General features: G+C 65.8%; 10 protein-coding genes. All 10 read left to right on the forward strand.

Features of this window, described 5'->3' with window-relative positions; genetic code table 11:
* The 10 genes from OH491_RS25525 to OH491_RS25570 all read left to right on the forward strand — a co-directional run bounded on the left by OH491_RS25525 (position 1) and on the right by OH491_RS25570 (position 21,167).
* Complete coding sequence (locus tag OH491_RS25525) at positions 1-2,754, forward strand: right-handed parallel beta-helix repeat-containing protein (RefSeq protein ID WP_068768430.1); 2,754 nt, start codon at positions 1-3, stop codon at positions 2,752-2,754.
* Positions 2,755-3,019: 265 nt separating this feature from the next.
* Complete coding sequence (locus tag OH491_RS25530; RefSeq protein ID WP_334318962.1) at positions 3,020-5,245, forward strand: right-handed parallel beta-helix repeat-containing protein; 2,226 nt, start codon at positions 3,020-3,022, stop codon at positions 5,243-5,245.
* Between the two features lie 74 nt (positions 5,246-5,319).
* Entirely contained in the window at positions 5,320-6,717 is a 1,398-nt protein-coding gene (locus OH491_RS25535) for an MFS transporter (RefSeq protein WP_068768428.1), read from the forward strand.
* A 34-nt stretch (positions 6,718-6,751) separates the two neighbouring features.
* Complete coding sequence (locus tag OH491_RS25540) at positions 6,752-9,064, forward strand: FAD-dependent oxidoreductase (protein ID WP_068768427.1); 2,313 nt, start codon at positions 6,752-6,754, stop codon at positions 9,062-9,064.
* Positions 9,065-9,280: 216 nt separating this feature from the next.
* Positions 9,281-10,369, forward strand: coding sequence for a family 43 glycosylhydrolase (locus tag OH491_RS25545; protein ID WP_068768426.1), 1,089 nt, complete (start codon positions 9,281-9,283; stop codon positions 10,367-10,369).
* A 68-nt stretch (positions 10,370-10,437) separates the two neighbouring features.
* Positions 10,438-13,122 (forward strand): glycerophosphoryl diester phosphodiesterase, encoded by a 2,685-nt coding sequence (locus tag OH491_RS25550; RefSeq protein WP_084442028.1) that lies wholly within the window; start codon positions 10,438-10,440, stop codon positions 13,120-13,122.
* Positions 13,119-14,378, forward strand: a complete 1,260-nt coding sequence (locus tag OH491_RS25555) for a sialidase family protein (protein WP_084441776.1) — start codon at positions 13,119-13,121, stop codon at positions 14,376-14,378. The genes OH491_RS25550 and OH491_RS25555 overlap by 4 nt, the downstream gene beginning before the upstream one ends.
* A gap of 186 nt (positions 14,379-14,564) precedes the next feature.
* Positions 14,565-15,824, forward strand: coding sequence for a DUF2264 domain-containing protein (locus OH491_RS25560; RefSeq protein WP_068768424.1), 1,260 nt, complete (start codon positions 14,565-14,567; stop codon positions 15,822-15,824).
* A gap of 57 nt (positions 15,825-15,881) precedes the next feature.
* The gene (locus OH491_RS25565; protein WP_068768423.1) at positions 15,882-18,233 is read left to right on the forward strand and encodes a glycoside hydrolase family 88 protein; all 2,352 of its coding nucleotides are present in this window, start codon (positions 15,882-15,884) and stop codon (positions 18,231-18,233) included.
* Positions 18,234-18,320: 87 nt separating this feature from the next.
* Entirely contained in the window at positions 18,321-21,167 is a 2,847-nt protein-coding gene (locus OH491_RS25570) for a family 78 glycoside hydrolase catalytic domain (protein WP_068768422.1), read from the forward strand.
* The last annotated feature ends 48 nt before the right edge of the window (positions 21,168-21,215 follow it).

Below are 21,215 nucleotides of genomic sequence, written 5' to 3' on the forward strand. Positions count from 1 at the left end.
ATGCACCGACTCAACCTCGCCTTGTTCTCGCTGTTTATTCTGGCCGCTCTTCCTGCGGGCGCCGCGCTCGACGCGCCCAAGCTTCTCGCCCCCGCGAACAACGAAGTCTCCACCAACGCCCGTCCCGAATTCGCCTGGTCGGCGGTTCCCGGCGCGGCGGCCTACGAAATCGAGGTCGCGGCCGACTTTGATTTCAAAACCATCGTCCATCCGCGCACACGCGTCACGGAAACCAGTTTCACCCCCGCCAAGCCGCTCTTCCCCGCCCAGCGAATCTGGCACGTCCGGGCGCTCGACGCCTCGGGCAATCCCGGCAAGTGGTCGACGACCCGCGTGTATCGTATCCAGCCCGGGCCCAAAACAAGCGCGGCCCCGGCTCCGGCCGCATCCGCCGCCGCCGCGCCCGCCGCGAAACCCGGCAAGACCCTCAGGCTTCTCGCTCCCGCGAACAACGCCGAGGGCACCAACGCCCGCCCCGCCTTCACTTGGACGCCCGTCATCGGCGCCTCCGCCTACGAGATCGAGGTCGCAGCGGACTACGATTTCAAAACCGTCGTCGTGCCCCTCACGCGCGTGACGGAGCCCGTTTTTACTCCCGCCAAGCCGCTCCACCCCGCCCAGCGTTTCTGGCATGTCCGTGTCATCGACGCCTCCGGCAAAGCCGGCCCGTGGAGCGCCGGCTTTGTTTACAAGCTGAAACCCGCGCCGCTCGCCGAGGCCCGCCCGATCGAGGGCCGCCCGGCGGTTTATCCGGCGCACAACCAGGAGGGCATCGTCCAGCAACCCAGCTTCACGTGGGAGCCCGAGCCCGGCGCGGCGGCCTACGAGATCGAGATCGCCGCCGACTACGACTACAAGAAAGTCGTGGTGCCCGTCACGCGCGTCGAGACGCCGCGCTTCGTCCCGCTCAAGCCGCTGGCGACTTACAACCGATTCTGGCGCACCCGCGCCATCGCCGCCGACGGCAAGGCCGGCAAATGGTCCGACACGCGCATCTACAAACTCCGCGAGCCCGCGCACAAAATCAACATTCCCGCCGGCGCCACGCTGGACCAAATCCGCGCCGCCATCGACGCCGCGCCCGCGTCCTCGCTCATCACCTTCGCGCCCAAGGCCACCTACCGGCTGAAACCCGCCGAGGGCGCGCACTTCCTCGTGCTCGAAAAGCGCGACGACCTCATCATCGACGGCAACGATTCCCTTTTCATCATCGAGACCCCCACCGCCGGGGCCGTCACCATGCGCGAATGCCGGCGCGTCACCCTCCGGCGCTTCCGTTTCGACTACGATCCGCTGCCTCACTCCGTCGGCACGGTGGAGTCCGTCAATCTCGCGCCCGCCAAGGAAGTGTCCACCGTCACGCTCCGCCGCCTGCCCGGCTATCCCGACTTCGACGCGCCGCACATGCTCGCCAACTGGTCGTGGGGCGTGATTCTCGATCCCGTCATCCCCGGGCGCATGAAGGCCGGCTCGCCGCTCGTGGTGAGTTTCCCCGGCCCGAAAGTCACGCGCAATCCCGCCGGCGCGGACCTCTTCGATGTCGGCATCCCCCACGCCAATTACGGCAAGTTTTTCGCCAAGGGCGACCGCGTCGTCATCTTCGCCCGCGACCACGGCCGGAGCCTGTGCTCCGTCGAGGCAGGCTCCGCCGACATCACCTTTGACCGCGTCATCACCCACGCCTCGCCCGCCGGTCATTTCATCGGCATCAACACCTCCGACCTCAAAATCCTCTCCAGCGGCTCGACGCTGAAGGACGCCACGCGCTACTACGCCGGCAACGCCGACGGCGCCCACATCCGCGCCAATCTCATCGGCCCGTGGATCGAGGACTGCACCTTCGACAGCATCGGCGACGACGGCGTGGCGCTCTACAACAAGGGCATGGCCATCAACGCCAATCCCGCGCCCGACACGCTCACCGTCGCCGACACGTTCATGAACCTCCAGCCCGGCGACGCCTTCGTCATCTTCAATCCCTTCGACGGACAGGTCTTCGGCGCCACGCGCACCGTCACCGCCGTCAAGTCCGCCGGCCGCCAGTGGAACGTCACCTTCAAGCCCGCGCTCGAATCCAAACCCGGTTTCCCGATGGGCGACGCGACGTGGTGGAAAAACGCCCAACTTTTCAACCGCACCCGCGTGAACGCCGGTTTCGTCGTGAAAAACAACACCTTCACCTCCGTGCGCCGCTACTCGGTGATCGCGCGTTCCATCGACGGCGTCATCACGGGTAACACCATCACCGGTTCGTCCAATGCCGCCATCACCCTGCTCAACGAGCCGCACGCCTGGGCCAACGGCCTGCACAGCGAGCGCGTGCTCATCGCGCGCAACAAGATCAGCGCGTCGGCCTTCGACGCCTCCTCGTCGGGCGCCGGCAGCATCGCGGTGAATCTCCGCAGCCTCTACGACCACTCGGCGGAATTTCGTCCGAAGGACGGCCCCGTCCCGAAACCGGCGCGCCTGCACCGCGACATCCGCATCGAGGACAACACCATCGCAGACTGGAATTATCGCGCCATCCTCCTGCGCAGCGCGACGGATTGCGTCATCAAGGGCAACACCATCACGGCCTCGGCCGGGGCGTCATTCCTCAAGCCCGATGCCTCCAACATCGCCATCCTCGTCGACAACGCCAAGGACAGCGTCGTCGCGGACAACGATACCAGCGGCGATCCCCGACCGGCCTCCGCCGAACAACGCCTCTCCATCATCGACAGCGACAACATCACCGCCCGAAACAACCGCTGACATCGCGCCGGTGTAACCTATTGGGTTACGCCTCGGCGGACGCCCTCCTTCCTCTCCGCACCGGAATCATAATCCCAAACATCCACGTCACTTGAAACCTGCATCGTTTATACCATTTGTGAATGAGAATGGCACTATGGATGCCGTTAGTGGTAGGGCGAGGCGTCCCGCCGAGCCGCGGGACGTCAACGGCTCGGCGGGACGCCTCGCCCTACCTAAAGGGCCGGTCTTGTTCATAATTGGTATTATGCCGTGCTTTTTCTCCGTGCTCCTCGCAAGCGCCGCGCCGCTTCCCGTGGTCGGCGCCGCCGCAGGCCGTCCCGTGGTTTATCCGGCGCACAACCAGGCCGGCATCGTCCAGCAACCCAGCTTCACGTGGGAGCCCGAGCCCGGCGCGGCGGCTTACGAGATCGAGATCGCCGCCGACTACGACTACAAGAAAATTGCGGTGCCCGTCACGCGCGTCGAGACGCCGCGCTTCGTCCCGTTGCAACCGCTTTACCCGGCCACGCGTTTCTGGCGCACCCGGGCCATCGCCGCCGACGGCAACGCCGGCAAATGGTCCGACACGCGCGTTTATAAACTCCACGCGCCGGCGAACAAAATCAACATTCCCGCCAACGCCACGCTGGCCGAGATTCGCGCCGCCATCGCCGCCGCGCCCGCGTCCTCGCTCATCACCTTCGCGCCCAAGGCCGCCTATCGGCTGAAACTCCCTCAAGGCGACACGCACTTCCTCACGCTCGAAAAGCGCGACGACCTCATCATCGACGGCAACGATTCCCTCTTCATCATCGAAAGCCCCAGCGCCGGGGCCGTCTCCCTGCGCGACTGCCGGCGTGTCACCCTCCGGCGTTTCCGCTTCGATTACGATCCGCTGCCGCACTCCATCGGCACCGTCGTTTCCGTCAACATAACCAACGACACCGCCGGCGCGGCAGCGCCTCCAATCGAGAATCGAAAATCGAAAATCGAAAATTTTCCCACCGTCACGCTCCGCCGCCTGCCCGGCTATCCCGACTTCGACGCGCCGCACATGCTCGCCAACTGGGGCTGGGGCGTGATTCTCGATCCCGTCATCCCCGGGCGCATGAAGGCCGGTTCGCCGCTGGTGGTGAATTTTCCCGGCGCGAAAGTCACGCGCAATCCCGCCGGCGCGGACCTCTTCGATGTCGGCATCTCCTCCGCCAACCACGCGAAATTCTTCGCCAAGGGCGACCGCGTCATCATCTTCGCCCGCGCCCACAGCAACGCCTTTTGCACCGCCGATGCGGGTTGCGGGGACATCACCCTGGACCGGATCGTCACCCATGCCGCGCCGGGGTTGCAGTTTGTCGGCATCGGCTCGACCGATTTCAAGCTCCTCTCCTGCGCCTCGGTGCCGCGCGACGCCACCCGGTTCTTCGCGGGCAACGCCGACGGCGTGCACGTCCGCGCCAACCTCCTCGGCCCGTGGATCGAGGGCTGCGCCTTCAACGGCATTGGCGACGACGGCGTGGCGCTCTACAACAAGGGCATGGCCATCGGCGCCCGCCCCGCGCCCGACACGCTTGCCGTCGCGGGAACGTTCATGCACCTCCAGCCCGGCGACACCTTTGTCATTTTCAATCCCTTCGACGGACAACTTTTGGGCGCGCCCCGCACCGTCACCACCGTCAGGCCCGCCGGCGAAAAAGCCGTCGGCGGCGCGTCCGGTCACTGGCAGCAATCCGCCGCCCGCGCGGACGAGGCTTCCGCCGGCAGGGCCCCCGCCACCGCCGGCTCGTGGGACGTGACCTTCACGCCCGCGCTCGAAACCGGCGACGCCGGTTTCCCGATGGGCGACGCGACGTGGTGGAAAAACGCCCAGCTCTTCAACCGCACCCGCGTGAACGCCGGCTTCGTCGTGAAAAACAACACCTTCACCTCCATCCGCCGCTACGGGGTGATCGCCCGCGCCACCGACGGCGTCATCACCGGCAACACCATCACCGGTTCGTCCAACTCCGGCATCACGCTCCTCAACGAACCGAACTTCTGGGCCAACGGCCTGCACAGCGAGCGCGTGCTCATCGCGCGCAACAAGATCAGCGCGACGGCCTTTGACGCCTCCTCGTCGGCGAGCGGCGGCGTCGCGGTGAATCTCCGCAGCCTCTACGATCACTCGGCGGATTTTCGCCCGAAGGACGGCCCCATCCCGAAACCGGCGCGCCTGCACCGCGCCATCCGCATCGAGGACAACACCATCGCCGATTGGAACCACCGCGCCATTTTCCTGCGCAGCGCGGCGGATTGCGTCATCAAGGGCAACATCATCGCGGCCTCGCCCGGCGCGAAATTCCTCGACCCCGATTCCGACAACATCGCCATCCTCGTCGATAACACCCGCGACTGCGTCATCGCGGGCAACGACACCGCCGGCGATCCCCGACTGGCCTCCGCCGGGCGGCGGCTGGTCATCCTCGACAGCGACAACACCGCCGCCGATGGACAAGTAACAAGTGGCAAGTAGCAAGTAACAAGAAATATAAAACACCGGCGCGGCAGCGCCCTCACTCCACCTTCCAAAATCCGCTTTCCGCATTTATGAAAATCCCGAACTTTCGCTGGTTCATCATCGCGCTGGTTTTTCTGGCGGCGGTGCTGAACTACATCGACCGCCAGACGCTTTCGGTGCTTGCGCCGACCATCCAGGCCGACCTCGGCCTCGACGAGTCCGACTACGCGAACATCGTCAATATTTTCCTCGTTGCCTACACGATTTCCTACCTCGTGTCGGGGCGCATGGTGGACCGGTTGGGCACGCGCGTGGGCATGGCGGTGTTCGTGGCGTTCTGGTCGGTGAGCAACATGCTCACCGCCGCCGCGCACGGGTTCCGCTCGCTGGGGATTTTCCGTTTTGCGCTCGGGCTGGGTGAGGCGGGGGTGTGGCCGGCTGCGTCGAAATCGGTCTCCGAATGGTTTCCCGCAAAGGAGCGCGCGCTGGCGATCGGCGTTTACACGATGGGCTCGACCATCGGGGCGGTCGTCGCGCCCCATGTGGTGATTCCGCTGGCCGGCTTCGCCTTTGCCACGCACCTGCCGTTCATCGCCGACCTGCTCGGGCAGGGGGCGGGTTGGCGCATGGCGTTCATCCTCACCGGCGCGGCGGGGCTGGTCTGGCTCATTCCTTGGCTGTGGCTCTACCGCCTGCCGGGCAAGTCGCGTTTCACCACCGACTGGGAGCTCAAGCTGCTCGCCGATGCCGAGGCCGCCGAGACGAAGGCCACTGGCGGCGCGCTCAACGAAAAGCCGTGGGGCTGGGGCAAAATCCTCTCCTCGCGCGTGGTTTGGCTGTTGTTGCTCGGGCGGCTCATCACCGATCCGGCGTGGTATTTTTATCAATTCTGGTTCCCCAAGTTTTTGCACAGCGAGCGGGCGGTTCCGCAGGAGGGCCTGACGGTGACGGGCTGGGTGTATGTCGCCGCCGGCGTGGGCTCGCTGCTCGGCGGCTGGTTGTCGGGCCTGCTGGTCAAGCGCGGGGTCGCGCCCGCGGCGAGCCGTCTGTGGGTGATGCTCGGCTGCGCGCTGCTCATGCCCGTCTCGCTGCTGGTGGTCCGCGCCACCGGACTCAACGCGACCATGGCCCTGACCGCCGTCACCATCGTCGCCGCGCTCGCATGGCTGATCAACATCAGCTCCCTCGTCGTGGACGTCGTCCCGAAGGCGTGCCTCGGCGCGGTCTTCGGCGTGGTGGCCGCGGGCAGCACGGTGGGCGGCATCATCATGAACACGCTCGTCTCCTCGATGTTGTCCAAGACCGTCTCCGTGCCGAGCGGTTTCCTCAACCAGGCCGTTGACACCCTTTTCGGCCCGGTCCTCCGCGCCGTGCAAGGCGGCGGCTACAATCTCTGGTTCGCGCTCATGGCGTTCCTGCACCTTGCCGCCTGGCTCATGCTCTATTTCGGACGCATCCACCGCAACAGCGCGAAGGCCGCCGCGTGATCCAATATTTTTTCCCAACCCAACCATTTCCTACATGTTGACCAATCCACCTACGAACACTCTTCGTCCCCTCAAGACCGTATCCCTCGCCTGCGACCTGGTCGTGGGCGGGGGGGGCCTGTCCGGCGTGTGCGCGGCCATTTCCGCGGCGCGCGCGGGCCTGAAAGTCGTGCTGGTGCAGGACCGCCCGGTGCTCGGCGGCAACGGCTCGAGCGAGGTGCGCCTGTGGATCCTCGGGGCGACCTCGCACATGGGCAACAACAACCGCTGGGCGCGCGAGGGCGGGGTCATCGACGAGTTCATGGTGGAGAACACCCACCGCAACCGCGAGGGCAACCCCGTCTTTGTCGACGCGCTGCTCCTCGAGATGGTCGCGCGCGAGCCCAACATCACGCTGCTGCTCAACACCGTCATCCACGACCTCGAAAAAAGCGACGCCGACACGATCCGCTCCCTGCGCGCCTTCAACCCGCAGAACTCCACCGAATACGCCATTGCCGCGCCGCTGTTCTGCGACGCCACCGGCGATGGCCTCATCGGTTTCCTCGCCGGGGCGGCCTTCCGCATGGGCGCGGAAAGCCGTGCCGAGTTCGGCGAGGGCATGGCACCCGGCGACGAGTTCGGCGAACTGCTGGGCCACTCGCTCTACTTCTACTCGCGCGACACGGGCCGGCCCGTGAAGTTCACGCCGCCGTCCTTCGCGCTGCAGGACATCACAAAAATCCCGCGCTACAAGGACTTCTCCTCGGCCGAGCAGGGCTGCAAACTCTGGTGGGTCGAATACGGCGGGCGCATGGACACGGTGCACGACACCGAGGAGATCAAATGGGAGCTGTGGAAAGTCATCTACGGGGTCTGGAATTATATAAAAAATTCCGGCAAGTTTCCCGAGGCCGAGACCATGACGCTCGAATGGGTGGGAGCGCTCGCGGGCAAGCGCGAAAGCCGCCGCTTCGAGGGCGACCTGATGCTCGCGCAACGCGACCTCATCGAGCAAATCCCGCATCCCGACGACGTGTCTTTCGGCGGATGGGCCATCGACCTGCATCCCGCCGACGGCGTTTACAGCCCCATCGACGGCTGCACGCAATATCATGCCAAGGGCGTTTACGGCATCCCCTACCGCACGATGTATAGCCGCAATATCAAAAACCTCTTCCTGGCCGGGCGCATCATCAGCGCCTCGCACGTGGCCTACGGTTCGAGCCGCGTGATGGCGACGTGCGGGCACAACGCCGCCGCCGTCGGCCTCGCCGCGGCACTCTGCAAGAAATATAACAAACTCCCGCGCGACATCGCCGGCGCCGATTATATAAAAGAGTTGCAGCGCGAATTATTAAAACGCGGCCAATACATTCCCGGCGTCCCGCTGCGCGACCCCGCGGATCTCGTGCCCCAGGCCAGGCTCGCCGCCACCAGCGAACTGCAGCTCGCCGCCCTCGGGTCCAGCGGCCGCTACCGTCGCCTCAACGCATCCTGGGCGATGATGATCCCGGTGGCCGCCGGTCCCGCGCCGAAAGTGACGTATTTTGCCCGCGCCGAGGCCGACACCACGCTGCGCGTGGAGCTGCGCGTCAGTTCCAAGCTGCAAAACCACACGCCGGACACCCTCCTCGCCACCCGCGAAATCACTCTCAAAGCCGGCGGGATCGCGCCCGTCGAACTCGCCTTCGCCGCTCCGGACAATCCGCAATCCACAGTCCACATCCCGCATTCGCAATACGCCTTCTACATCGTGCACGCCAACCCCGCGGTGGAAGTGGCGCTCAGCGACCGGCGCGTGACCGGCATCCTCGCGCTCACGCACGAGGTGAACAAGGCGGTGGCCAAGTCGGCGGTGCAGACCCCGCCGGACGGGGTGGGGGTGGACACCTTCGAGTTCTGGCTGCCCCGGCGCCGTCCCGCAGGGGAGAACCTTGCGTGCAAGATCGATCCGCCCGTCGCGCTCTACGGCGCGCAAAACCTGGTCAACGGCCTGGCCCGCCCCGTGTCCGGGCCCAACGCGTGGGCCGCCGCCAGCGAGGACAGCGCGCCGGCGGTGACGCTGCGGTGGGCCGCACCGCAGACCGTCCGCCGCATCGTCCTCGCCTTCGACACCGACTACGACCACCCGATGGAATCGGTGCAGATGGGCCACCCGGAAAGCGACATGCCCTTCTGCGTATCCAGTTATAAAATACTGGATGCCTCCGGAAAAACCCTTGTCGAGGAAACCGGCAATTACCTGAGCCAGCGCGAGCATGTGCTCGCCGCGCCCGTGACCACGACCGCCCTGCGCGTCGAGCTCTCCCATCCTTCGCCGCACATCCCCGCCGCGCTCTTCGCCATCAGGGCCTACGCCGAATAGATCCCGGCCGCAAATCCGCACAACGCCGCCGGAGGAACATGACGCCATTCATAAAAGAAAACCGGCCGTGTTCCGAAGGTTGGTTTCGCGCGGCGGCGCGCCGTAGCGCAGGCATCCTGCCTGCCGTCTTCTTGGGCGGCGCGAAGCGCGCTGTTTTTTCATGTCCAGCCATGTATAGTATATTCCGATAAAAACCATCCGCCCAGTTTTTATATAATGAAAGAACATACCCCGGATAAACTCAGAAAACAGGTTGTCCTTCTTCTTGTCGCCGTCCTGCTGTCGCCGGTTCTGCCGGTCATTGCCGCCGCCGGTTCTCAGGCGCATTCCTCCTTCCGGCCCGGCGTGGTCTGGAACGATGAAAACGGCGCGCCCATCAACGCCCACGGCGGCGGCGTGATTTTTTCGCAGGACGACCGGCGCTATTACTGGTATGGCGAGCACAAGCTCCCGGGCCGTTCCGAGAAGCAACTCGCCGACGGCGGTGTGCATTGCTACTCGTCCGCCGATCTCCACCACTGGCGCGACGAGGGACTCGTGCTCCCCGTCGATCACGACAACCCGGGCGGCGACATCGCCGCCGGCTGCATCCTCGAGCGTCCCAAGGTCGTGTTCAACGAGCGCACGGGGACTTACGTGATGTTCTTCAAGCTCTATCCGCGCGGCACCGGCTACGACACGGGTTACGTGGGTGTCGCCACCGCGAAAAAACCATCCGGGCCTTTCACCTACCGGCACAAATTTCTCGGGGCCGGCTCGCCCAAGGGCTCGGGGGATTTCGCCATGTTCCGCGACGACGGCGGCACGGTCTGGCATTTCACGGTGCGCAAGCCCGACAAGGCGTTTGTCGCCGGACGCCTGCGCGACGACTATCTGTATCCCGCCGGCGATTACCGCGTGCTGACGGAAATCCCCGCGCACACCGAGGCGCCCGCGATGGTCCGCGCGCCGGACGGCACGCACTACATGCTCGGCTCCGGCTCAAGCGGCTGGCTTCCCAACGCCGCGCGCTCCTTCTCCGCGCCCGCGCCCTCCGGTCCGTTCACCGACCTCGGCAATCCCTGCGTCGGTGTCAACCCGCGCAACCGCCTCGGCCCCGAAAAGACCTTCGGCGGGCAAGTCTCCTTCATTATTCCCGTTGAAGGAAAGCCCGGCGCCTGCATTGCGATGTTCGATATCTGGAAGCCCGAGATGCCCGTTGAAGGGCTCTATGCCTGGCTGCCGCTTACATTTGAAAACGGACGCCCTGTCGTCCGCTGGCACGACGAATGGGACATGTCCATTTTCGACCGCCCTCGTTCTTGAACGCCTCTGCCGGCGCCCCCTGCACCGGCCTGTGCGCATATGTCCGTTTCCCAAAAAACATGCCGCCCATGAAACATCGCATCCTCCCCATCGCGCTCCTCGCGCTTTTTGCCTCTGCCTCCGCCATCATGACCGCGACCGACGGCGCGAGCGACCTCGCGACGCTTTCCATCGACACACCGGCATTGCGCCTCTCGTGGCAGCGCGGCCCTTCCGGGTGGGCGCTCACCGAGGCCGGCGCGCGCGGCGCGGACGGAAGCCTTTTGCGCGCCGGTGATCCGTCCGGGCGCTACACCATTCTCTATTCGGCCTCCGAACCGGACAACACGCCGGTCCCGTTTTCGTTTCTTGGCGGCACGGAGCCGTTTCCCGAGCCCGAGTATCGTTTCATGATTCCGAAATGGAAACGCTACGTGACCGCCGTTTCGCTCAACACCGCCGGCGAGGCGTTTGCGTTTCTGCCGGCAACCGCGTCGCGCCGCGCCGACGGCACGCTTGTCTTCGGGCACGAAACCGGCGTGGCCTCGGTGTCCGCCGAATGGCGCGCCGATCCGTCGTTTCCTTGCGACGTGCTCGTCACTTTCACGCTTACGGCCCGTCGCGCCGGTTGGTTCTCAATGGCGACGCCCGCTCTCGCCACGATCGAGCCGCGCGACCTCGCCTGGGCGGTGATTCCCGGCTATTTCAAGGGTGACAAAATCAATCCCGACTTCGTCCTCGCCAGCGCCTACGCGCACGGATTGCCCGACCGCCCCTTCATGGTGGCCGAACGCTGCGCGACCTCGCCCGCCTCGATCGCCACGGTTCGCGGCGGCGCCACGCTCGCCGTCATCGCCGCGCCCGGCGTCGCGTTGGACCCGTGGCCGGAGGACCAGTCCTCGCGTGCCGGCCAGGCGCTCGGCCTTTCCCACATGAATCGCGAGGGACGGCTTTCGCCGACGCTCTATCATCCCGTGCTCGGCAAGGACGGCTCGCGGCTCGCCGCCGGCCAGACCGTCTCGTTTTCATTTCGCTATTCGTTGCGCACGGACGACTGGTTCGGCGCGGTTCGGCATTCCGCCTATGACATCCACGGGCTGCGCGATTTTCTCGCATTGAAAAAGCCGGAGCGCTCCCTCAGCCGGCGGCTGCGCTCGCTGCACAGCTACGTGACCGACGACGCGACCTCGCTCTGGCACACCGAGCAGTTCGGCGGCCTGACCATCGGCGCGCAGGCTTACAACGGCACCGTCATCGGCGCGCAGCGCGACCGGGACAATCCCGCCGACTACGACGCCATAAAAAATTCCGACTACGGCGCGATGTGGATGCTCGCGCGCATGACCGGAGACCCGCGCCTCGTGAAGGACCGGCTGCCCTATGCGCGCAATTTCAAGCTCGTCCAGCAGCAGACCGCCCCGGGCTTTTTCCAGGGCGCGGCCACCGGCCAGTATTACCTGGCGAAATCCAAACGCTTCACGGAAGAGTGGGGCGACTACGTCGAGCCCATCGCGGTCACCTACTACACGATGCTCGACCTCGGCAACATCCTCCTCTTCGAGCCCGGCGACGGCGAACTGCGCGAACGCCTCCGGCTCGGCGCCGAGCGGCTCCTCGAATGGCAGCGCGCCGACGGCAGTTGGGCCGTCGCCTACGACCACGCCACGCACAAGGAGCTATTCACCGAGACACCCGACTTGCGCCCCACCTTCTACGGCCTGCTCGTCGCCCATCGCATCCTCGGCGACGCAAAATATCTCGACGGCGCGCGGCGCGGCGCGGATTGGTTTGTCGAAAATGGCGTCAAGCCCGCGCGCTTCCTCGGCGTGTGCGGCGACACGCGTTTCGTCCCCGATTTTGCCACCGTGCAAAGCGCGCAGGCCTTCCTCGATCTCTTCGACGCGACCGGCGAGCCGCGCTATCGGGAGGCCGCCATCGAGTGCGCCCGCCACTATGTGACCGATGTCTTTGCCCATCCCGTCGCCACGACGAAGGCAAAAAACGCCGGCGGCGTGCGCCGCCTCGATTGGGAAATCAACCAGACCGGCCTCGCCTTCGAGCACGGCGGGCTGCTCGGTTCCGGGGCGGGCGGGCCGATCTTGCTGGCGAGTTACGCGGGGCTTTTCGTCCGCATGTCGCAGCTCACCGGCGAGTCGCTTTTCCGCGATCTCGCCCGCGCCGGCACGCTTGCGCGCGACGCGTTTCTCGACCCGGAAACGCAGGTCGCCTCCTATTACTGGCGCCGCATGAACGCGGGCGCGGGCCCGTTCCCGCATCACGCTTGGTGGCAGCTCGGCTGGATCACCGACTATCTCGTATCCGAAATTCAATTACGCTCTGCCGGCGCGATCACCTTTCCGCGCGGCTTCATCACTCCCAAGGTCGGCCCGCACGCCTGCTACGGCTTCGCGCCGGGCTCGGTTTACGGCGTGCCCGCGAACCTCGCCTGGGCGGACATCGACACCGGGTTGCCCGAGGTCGATTACCTCGCGGCCCGCTCGGTGGACGGGAAACGCGCCTTTGCGATTCTCCTCAACAACAGCCCGCGCCTCGTGCGCACGACGGTGAACGCCGCCCCCGCCGCCTTCGCCGCCCCCGCCGCCTTCGCCGGCCTCGATGCCCGCGCGTGGAAATCCGCCGCGCTGCGCGATGCCTCCGGCCAGTCCCGTCCCCTCGCGGCGGCGGACAAGGGCTGGCCGATCGAAATCCCCGCCTTCGGCCTCGCCGTGATCACGCTCGAACTCCCGTCCGCCGCCACCACTCCAGCGCCATGAGAAGCGTCCTCACAATCCTCCCGCTTCTCCTGTTCGCCAGTCTCGCGATGGCTGCGGACAAGTCCTCCGAAACCTTCGGCATCACCACGCTCACGCCGCCGCGTCTCGACACCAATCCCAACCCCGCCTACTGGCCCCGCATGAGACTCTGGCAGGGCATTCCGGGCATCGAACGCGCCCCCGGAGGACGCCTCTGGGCCACTTGGTATTCCGGCGGCATCGGCGAGGGCAAGGACTTCAACTACCAGCTCCTTGTCACCAGCGATGACGACGGCCTCACCTGGTCAAAACCCGTCGCCGTCCTCGATCCCAGCCGCCAACTCCTCGGCGGCAACGGCGGCGATCCGCACCTCTGGCTCGACCCCAACGGCAAACTTTGGTGGTTCGTCCACCGCCTCATGCCCGCGCCGGGCGTAAGCCCGCGCACCTGCTGGGGCTTTTACACCGACACCCCCGATGCGCCCCGCCCGCAGTGGCATGGCCCCGTCTTCGCCGGCTATGGCTATTCCCTCAACAAAGGCATCGTCCTCGCCAATGGCCAATGGCTCCACATGTCCGATCCCTTCTCCAAAAACGACGACCCGCCATCGCCCCTCATCCGGCGCGGGGCCCACCTCTACACTTTCGACGGCTACGACAAACCCTTCACCCACCTCGGCCACACGGTCATCGACGATACGCCCTTCACCGAGCACATGGTGGTCGAGCGTCGCGACGGCTCCCTCTGGATGCTCGCCCGCGCCCGCACCCACATCGCCCAGGCGGTCTCCACCGACGGCGGCCGCACCTGGCGCGAACTCGAACCCTTCACCCGCAACTTCGGCATCAACACCCGGTTCCACCTCCAAAAGCTCGCCTCCGGGAACCTCCTCCTCATTGCCAACGACCATCCCCGGCAACGCGCCAACATGACCGCCTTCCTCTCCGAGGACGATGGCGGGACCTGGCCCCACAAGCTCGTCCTCGACGCGCGTTCCCGCGTCAGCTATCCCGACGCCACCCAGTCCCCCGACGGATTCATTTACGCCATCTACGACCGCGGCCGCTATTACCTGGACGAGCAGGAAATCCTCATGGCCAAGTTCACCGAGGCCGACATCAAGGCCGGGAGTCTCCGCACCCCCGGCAGCCGTCTCAAGCAAACCGTCAACAAACTCGCCGACGAAGGCGGTGGAGTCCGCCACAACGGCGAAGCCACCGAGATGTACAAGCAATTCCAGCAAGCCGCCGGCGACAACCCGCCGCCTGCCGGATGATGCCCGCTCCGCCCGCCCGCGCACGCAGGCTCCAAGCCATCTTCATGATGTCGAGTATTCCAAATTACACTGGCAATATCACCTATTGGATCACATTGCATCGGCAGCATATTCCTCGGCGCCAATTGAATTAAACGGAAGACAACAAAGTTTCCTTCTGTTCCAAAATAAATTTCCAAATTTTCCATGAAATGCAAATCCGCCCTCCTCTGCCTCCTCCTGCCTTTTATCCCGGTGCTCGCCGCGCAGACCAATGACCGCCAGGCATGGGCCGATCTCGCCTATAAAATCGCCGAGCCCGTCCTGCGCAACATGGCCGAGGGCAAACTCGTCCAGAACATGCCTCTCGAGCTCAGCCCTACCTGGGACGGGCGCGACCGGCGCGTCGCCTACATGGAGACTTTCGGACGTCTCATGATGGGCATCGCCCCCTGGCTCGCCCTTCCCGATGACGACACCCCCGAGGGCGTCCGCCGCAAACAACTCCGCCAGTGGGCGCTCAAGGCCTGCGCCCACGCCGTCAACCCCGATTCCCCCGACTACCTTCTCTGGCGCAGCGGCACCCAGCCGCTCGTTGACGCCGCCTTCCTCGCCTCCAGTTTTCTCCGCGCTCCGGCGGCGCTCTGGGAACCGCTCGATGCCGTCACCAAGCAGCGCTACATCGAGGAGTTCACCCAGATGCGCCGTGTCACGCCCGGCTACAGCAACTGGATGTTGTTTTCCTCCACCATCGAGGCCTTCCTCCTCTCCATTGACGCCCCCCACGACTTCTTCCGCATCCGCATGGGGCTCGCCAAAATCGAGGAATGGTATGTCGGCGACGGCTGGTATTCCGACGGCCCGCACTTCGCCTTCGATTACTACAACAGCTTCGTCATCCAGCCCATGTATCTCGAGGTCCTCGAGGTGCTCGTCGCGAAAAAAGCCCGACTCGCCAATGTCGGCTTTCCCAACGCCGCCGCCAATCTCGCCGCCGTCCAGGCCCGCATGCGCCGCCACGCCGAAATCCTCGAGCGACTGGTTTCTCCCGAGGGCTCCATCCCTCCCTTCGGGCGCTCCCTCACTTACCGCCTCGCCGTCTTCCAGCCCCTCTCGCTTCTGGCCTGGAAGGAGCAACTCCCCGCCTCGCTTCCCGAGGGACAGGTGCGCGCCGCCATCACCGCCGTCATGCGGCGCATGTTCGCTCACCCGGACAACTTCACCCCCGACGGCTTCCTCCGCCTCGGCTTCGTCGGCCACCAGCCCGGCATGTCCGATATTTATACCAACAACGGCAGCCTTTACCTCACCTCCGTCGTCTTCCTCCCCCTCGGCCTTCCGGCCGCGCACACCTTCTGGACCAGCCCCGCCGAACCCTGGACGGCGCAAAAAGCCTGGTCCGGCCAGCCCTTTCCCAAGGATAAAAAAATCTCCGGCGACAACCTTCCTGCCGCTCAAAAAAACTGAAAACCATCTCGCGCGCGGCCTCGCCGTGTGGCTCTCATATTTTTAATCCTTAATTCCATGAAGACCCTCCTCCCCCTCCTCTGTATCCTCTGCGCCTCCGCGGTGAATCCTGCCTTCGGTGGCGAAGCACTCGCCCCCGCCGGCGTCCTCGCCCACATGCACCGCGTTGCCGACTGGCAACTCGACAACATGCCGCCCACCGCCGACAAATACACCGGCGACCCCGCCTCCATGCCCCGCATCGCCAAGGCCCACCCCACGCGCCTCGACTGGACTTTTGCCGCCTACTACGCCGGCCACCTCGCCCTTGCGGGCCTCTCACCGCGCTCCGCCGACTACCTCGACACTTTCGCCAAACTCGGGCGCGAGGAAAACTGGCGGCTTCCCTTTCGCGGCACCCGCTACCACGCCGACGACCACGCCATCGGCCAGTGCTACCTCGAATACGCCCTCCGCGCCCACGACTCCGCCGCCGTCGGTCCCACGCAGGAATTTTTCGATTTCCTCCTCGCCAACCCGCCGAAGAACCCCGACGCCCTTGCCCACGACATCTCCACCAAAAGCCGCCAGTTTCTCGAAAAATGGTCCTGGTGCGACGCGCTTTTCATGGCCCCTCCGAGTCTCGCCCGCCTCTACGAATATACCGGCGACATCCGTTACCTCGACTACATGAACGACCGCTGGTGGCACACCACCGCCTACCTCTACGACAAGGACGAGCACCTCTACTACCGCGACTCCCGCTACTTTGAAAAACGCGAGGCCAACGGCCAGAAAGTCTTCTGGGGGCGCGGCAACGGCTGGGTGCTTGGCGGCCTTGCCCGCATCCTCCAGTCCATGCCCGCCGCCTATCCCGACCGTCCGCGTTACGAGCAGCTTTTCCGCGACATGTGCGGAAGATTCCTCGCCCTCCAGGGCGCCGACGGTCTCTGGCGCGCCAGCCTCCTCGATCCCGCCAGTTATCCCGCGCCCGAAACCAGTTCCACCGGCTTCGCCGCCTACGCCTTCGCCTGGGGCGTGAACGCCGGCCTCCTCGACCGCGCCGCCTACTGGCCCGCCACCCTCAAGGCCTGGCGCGGCCTCCTCTCCCACGTCACCCCGGAGGGCAAAGTCGGCTCCTGCCAGCCCATCGGTGCCGACCCGCGCAAAATCACCGAGGACGACACCGACGTCTATGGCCCCGGCGCCTTCCTCCTTGCCGGCGCCGAAATCTACAAGGCGCTCCTGCTCGAACAAAATCCCCACGGCATCCTCTCCGTGCAAAACCCCACCGGCATCCACCGCCGCTGGAGCACCGTCGAGGTCTCCGCCGCCCGGCTCCGCGAACTCACCGGCACCGACAATCCCGCCGACATCCTCGTCTTCGACGCGCTCACCCCGCTCCTCCGCGACACGCAAACCTGGCAAACCGACGCCGGCCCCGCGCTTCTCTTCCAAGCCACCATTCCGCCCAACGACACCCGCCGCTTCATCCTTGTCCGCAAGCCCGCCGGCTTTCAGGGCCCGCAACCCGTCCCGCTCGCCCACGCCCGCTTCGCGCCCGACCGCCATGACGACTACATTTGGGAAAACGACCGCGTCGCCCACCGCGTCTATGGACCGGCGCTCGTGAAAAAAGAGGGCACCGACACCAACGGCATTGACGTTTTCGTCAAATCCACCCCCGCCCTCGTGATGGACGACTTCTACAAACGCGGCGACTACCACCGCGACCACGGCAAGGGCTACGACCCCTACGCCGTCGGACAAAGCCGCGGACTCGGCGCCCCCGCCTTCCGCGCCGCCGGCGCCGGCGCCCCTTGGCACTCCCCCGGCAACTACGCCACCCACCGCCCCATCGCCGACGGCCCCATCCGCGCCACCTTCGAACTCACTTATCCCCCCGTCACCATCCCCGCCGCCGGTGCCGCCACCATCACCTTCACCGAAACCCGCCGCTTCACCCTCGACGCCGGCTCCCACTTCACCCGGCTCGATTCCACCATCGCCGTCACCCCCGTCGGTGCCTCGTTCGAAATCGCCCCCGCCCTCGCCCGCAACGACTGGCCCGGACGCAAAAAACACGCCCCAAAGCCCGCCCTCGCCGACACCCCCGACACCGCCGCGCAACCCGCCGCCTCTGACGAAAACTGGCTCGCCGACTGGCAGCCCAACAAGGGGGAGAACGACGCCACCGGCCTCGCCGTCTGGTTCCCCGCCGACACCGCGATGAAACCCGTCGAGGGACACTGGCTTCTCCCTGCCATCCCCGTGCCCGCCGATGCCGGCACCGCCACGTGGTCCGCCACCTGGTATATCGGCGCCACCTGGAGCAAAAGCTGGCATCCGACCCTCGAAAGCTGGCGCCAAACCGTCACCGATTTCATAAAAACCACCGAGACTCCGCTCCGCCTCGGCACCGAGAAATAACCCCATCGCTCCCCGTCATGCGTCTCCCCGCCGTGTTTTGTCACCCGTCCGTGCGCCAAACCTCCTGAAAAAGGAAACAGAAAAGACATGAAACGCCGCCGATTTCTCCGCGATTCCGCGCTCTGCGCGACAGGTGCCGCCCTGTTTTCCTCTTCTGCGAAAGCCGCCGCCGTCGTCTCCGCCGATGGCGCTTCCCGGCCCGCCTGCGATGCGCCGTCTCCATCCGCGCCGGGTTCGCCCGCGCTCTTCTCCGCTCCGTCCGGCTCCGCCTATGTGCGCCGCTGGAGTTCGCGCACCGCGCTCATCTGGTTCCCCGATAACCGCGCCTACTTCGACACGCCGCGCAACGAGTGGTGTTATTTCCGCAAAACCATCGCCCTTTCCGCCGCGCCCGCCGCCGCCGGACTCCGCATCTTTGCCGACGCACGCTACCGCCTCTTCGTCAACGGCGACTACATCGCGCGCGGCCCCGCCCGCAGCGACCCGCGCTGGCAGTCCTACGATGTCATCGACCTCGCCGGGCACCTTCGCGCCGGTGAAAATCTCATCGCCGTGCAGGTGCTCTATTACGGTTACAACACCGGCCAGCACCTGCCCCGCGTCCCGTGCCTAGCCGCCGAGATCGACATCACCGACGCCGCCGGCAAAACCCGCGCGCACCGCACCGACGCCTCCTGGAAAACGTTTCTCAGCGAGTCCTTCGACCGAGACGCCCCGCGCGTGAACGGCTGCCAGGGCGCCATCGAAATTTTCGACGCCCGCCGCGAGCCGGACCGCTGGACGGAGCCAGGCTTTGACGACTCCGCCTGGCCCGCCGCCAAGGCCCGCGCCATCGGCAACGACCAGATTCCCTACAACCGGCTCCTTCCGCGCGACATTCCCATGCTGGAGGAAACCACGCTCCCCGTCTCCCGCGTCTCCGCCCCGCTCACGGTCGCCGCGCACGACGACGAACCCTTTTTCCCGCAACGCGCCCGCCTCGAACTCGACGAAATCAAGACGCCGCTGGAATTTTCGATTTTCGATTCTCGATTTTCGATTGATGGCGCTGCCGCGCCGGAAGTGACGCTGACCGCGAAATGGAGCGGCAGCTCCCCAATCGAAAATCGAGAATCGAGAATCAAAAATCTCACCATTCCGAAATCTCCCCCGGATCGCGTCACCATTGTCACCCTCGACTTCGCCCGCGTCACGCCCGGCTATCTCCGGCTTGCCGTCACCGCGCCCGCCGGCACGCGCATCGACATCGCCTACGCCGAGGACCTCTACGAAGGCCGCGTCGCGCTCTTCCACCCGCCCGCCCAGCGTCCGCTCGACGCATTCATCCTCAAGGAGGGCCGCAACGACCTCGAAGTCGCCTTCGCCTGGAAGGGCTTCCGCTACGCGCAGCTCATCATCCGCAACCCCGGCGGCCCGCTCCGGCTCCACCGCGCCGAAATGCGCGCGCGCATGTATCCAGTCAATCAATACGGCCATGCCCTCATCGTTGCTCAAAGGAGCGCGGGCATTCCTGCCCGCGATTTCGCGGACAAGTTCCGAGCGAAGCGAGAAGCCTGCCATGTCCGCGCCCCCGGTCTCCCCGCCGCCGACGAAGGTGACGCTGATTTCCAGCGGAGGCTCCACGCCGTTTGCGCGCACACGTTGCGCGGCTGCATGCAGGACGGCTTCATCGACTCGCCCAGCCGCGAGCAGCAGCAATGGATGGGCGACGGACGCTGGCAGGCCGTTTACAATTACTATCTGAGCGGCGACCCGCGCCTCCACCGCCGGCTGCTCGCGCAGATCGCCTGCTCCCAGGACGCCGAGGGACTCACCAAATCCCGTTATCCCGACGGGCACGAAAACTGGTCGGCGATTCCCGCCTACTGCCTCGCGTGGGTCACCTCCTTCGAGGACTTTTATCAATTCACCGGCGACCTCGCGCCCGCCGCCGAATTCTGGCCCAACATCATCATGGCGCTGCGCTGGTTCACGCGCTACGAGAACAAGGACGGCCTGCTCGAAAATGTTCCGTTCTGGAGCTACATCGACCTCGGCGGTTATCCCGAAAAACCCGGCCTCGACATCAACCGTGGCGGCATCCTCACCGCGCTGAACCTTCTCTTTCTCGAATCGCTCCACGCCGCCTCGCGCCTCGCCGCCGCGCTCGGCGACGCCGCGGCCCGCGAATCCTTCGACACCCGCGCCGCCGCGCTCGCCGACGCCATCGCCAGGCACCTCTGGGACGATGCCCGCGGCGCTTATCCCGACTGCAAGGTCGATGGAAAGCTCAGCGACAGCATTTCCGAGCCCACCAACGCCCTCGCGCTCCTTCACCTCGACGCCGGTGCCGGCGACACTCATAGGAGCGCGGACATTCTTGTCCGCGAAATCGCGGGCAGGAATGCCCGCGCTCCCAGTCCCGCCCTCGCCGCCGCGCGCGCGCCGCGCATCCTCGCGCACTTCGGCGCGCCCGGCACCATTATCAGCAGTCCGTTTTCGATGCCCGTTGTCATTCGCGCTCTCCTGCGCCATCGGCGCGTCGGGCTCGCATGGCAGCTCGTCCGCGAGCGCTACCAGCCCATCCTCGACGCCGGTCTCGGCACCACCTGGGAGTACTGGAAAGTGTTTTATCCGACCCCCTCCGGACGCGTCCACGCGCACAGCGCCTCGCACGCCTGGGGCGCGGGACCGCTGCTCCTGTTTTTCGAGGGTTTTGCCGGCGTGCGCGCCCTTGCGCCGGCCTTTGCGCGTTTCGAAATCTCCCCGCAGCTTCCCGAGGGCATGGACGACCTCGCCTTTGCCGTTCCCGTGCCGGGCGGCAAAATCGAGGGCCGCCATCGTCGCGCCGGAAACGAAATCCGAACCGCCTTCACCGTCCCGCCAAACACCACCGCCGTCGTCGCCGGGCGCGAGTATCCGGAAGGCAACTACACCGCGACTGTCGCCCCGTGACCACCGCGCAGCGAAGGCCGGCGGTGCCCAATCGTTCCGGCCGAAGCG

The sequence above is a fragment of the Termitidicoccus mucosus genome, assembly GCF_038725785.1.
Lineage (GTDB): Bacteria > Verrucomicrobiota > Verrucomicrobiia > Opitutales > Opitutaceae > Termitidicoccus > Termitidicoccus mucosus.

What these genes read in the sequence shown, in the direction of transcription:
- OH491_RS25525 (WP_068768430.1), top strand. Translation starts at nt 1, where the DNA reads ATGCACCGACTCAACCTCGCCTTGTTCTCGCTGTTTATTCTGGCCGCT.
- OH491_RS25535 (WP_068768428.1), top strand. Translation starts at nt 5,320, where the DNA reads ATGAAAATCCCGAACTTTCGCTGGTTCATCATCGCGCTGGTTTTTCTG.
- OH491_RS25540 (WP_068768427.1), top strand. Translation starts at nt 6,752, where the DNA reads ATGTTGACCAATCCACCTACGAACACTCTTCGTCCCCTCAAGACCGTA.
- OH491_RS25545 (WP_068768426.1), top strand. Translation starts at nt 9,281, where the DNA reads ATGAAAGAACATACCCCGGATAAACTCAGAAAACAGGTTGTCCTTCTT.
- OH491_RS25550 (WP_084442028.1), top strand. Translation starts at nt 10,438, where the DNA reads ATGAAACATCGCATCCTCCCCATCGCGCTCCTCGCGCTTTTTGCCTCT.
- OH491_RS25555 (WP_084441776.1), top strand. Translation starts at nt 13,119, where the DNA reads ATGAGAAGCGTCCTCACAATCCTCCCGCTTCTCCTGTTCGCCAGTCTC.
- OH491_RS25560 (WP_068768424.1), top strand. Translation starts at nt 14,565, where the DNA reads ATGAAATGCAAATCCGCCCTCCTCTGCCTCCTCCTGCCTTTTATCCCG.
- OH491_RS25565 (WP_068768423.1), top strand. Translation starts at nt 15,882, where the DNA reads ATGAAGACCCTCCTCCCCCTCCTCTGTATCCTCTGCGCCTCCGCGGTG.
- OH491_RS25570 (WP_068768422.1), top strand. Translation starts at nt 18,321, where the DNA reads ATGAAACGCCGCCGATTTCTCCGCGATTCCGCGCTCTGCGCGACAGGT.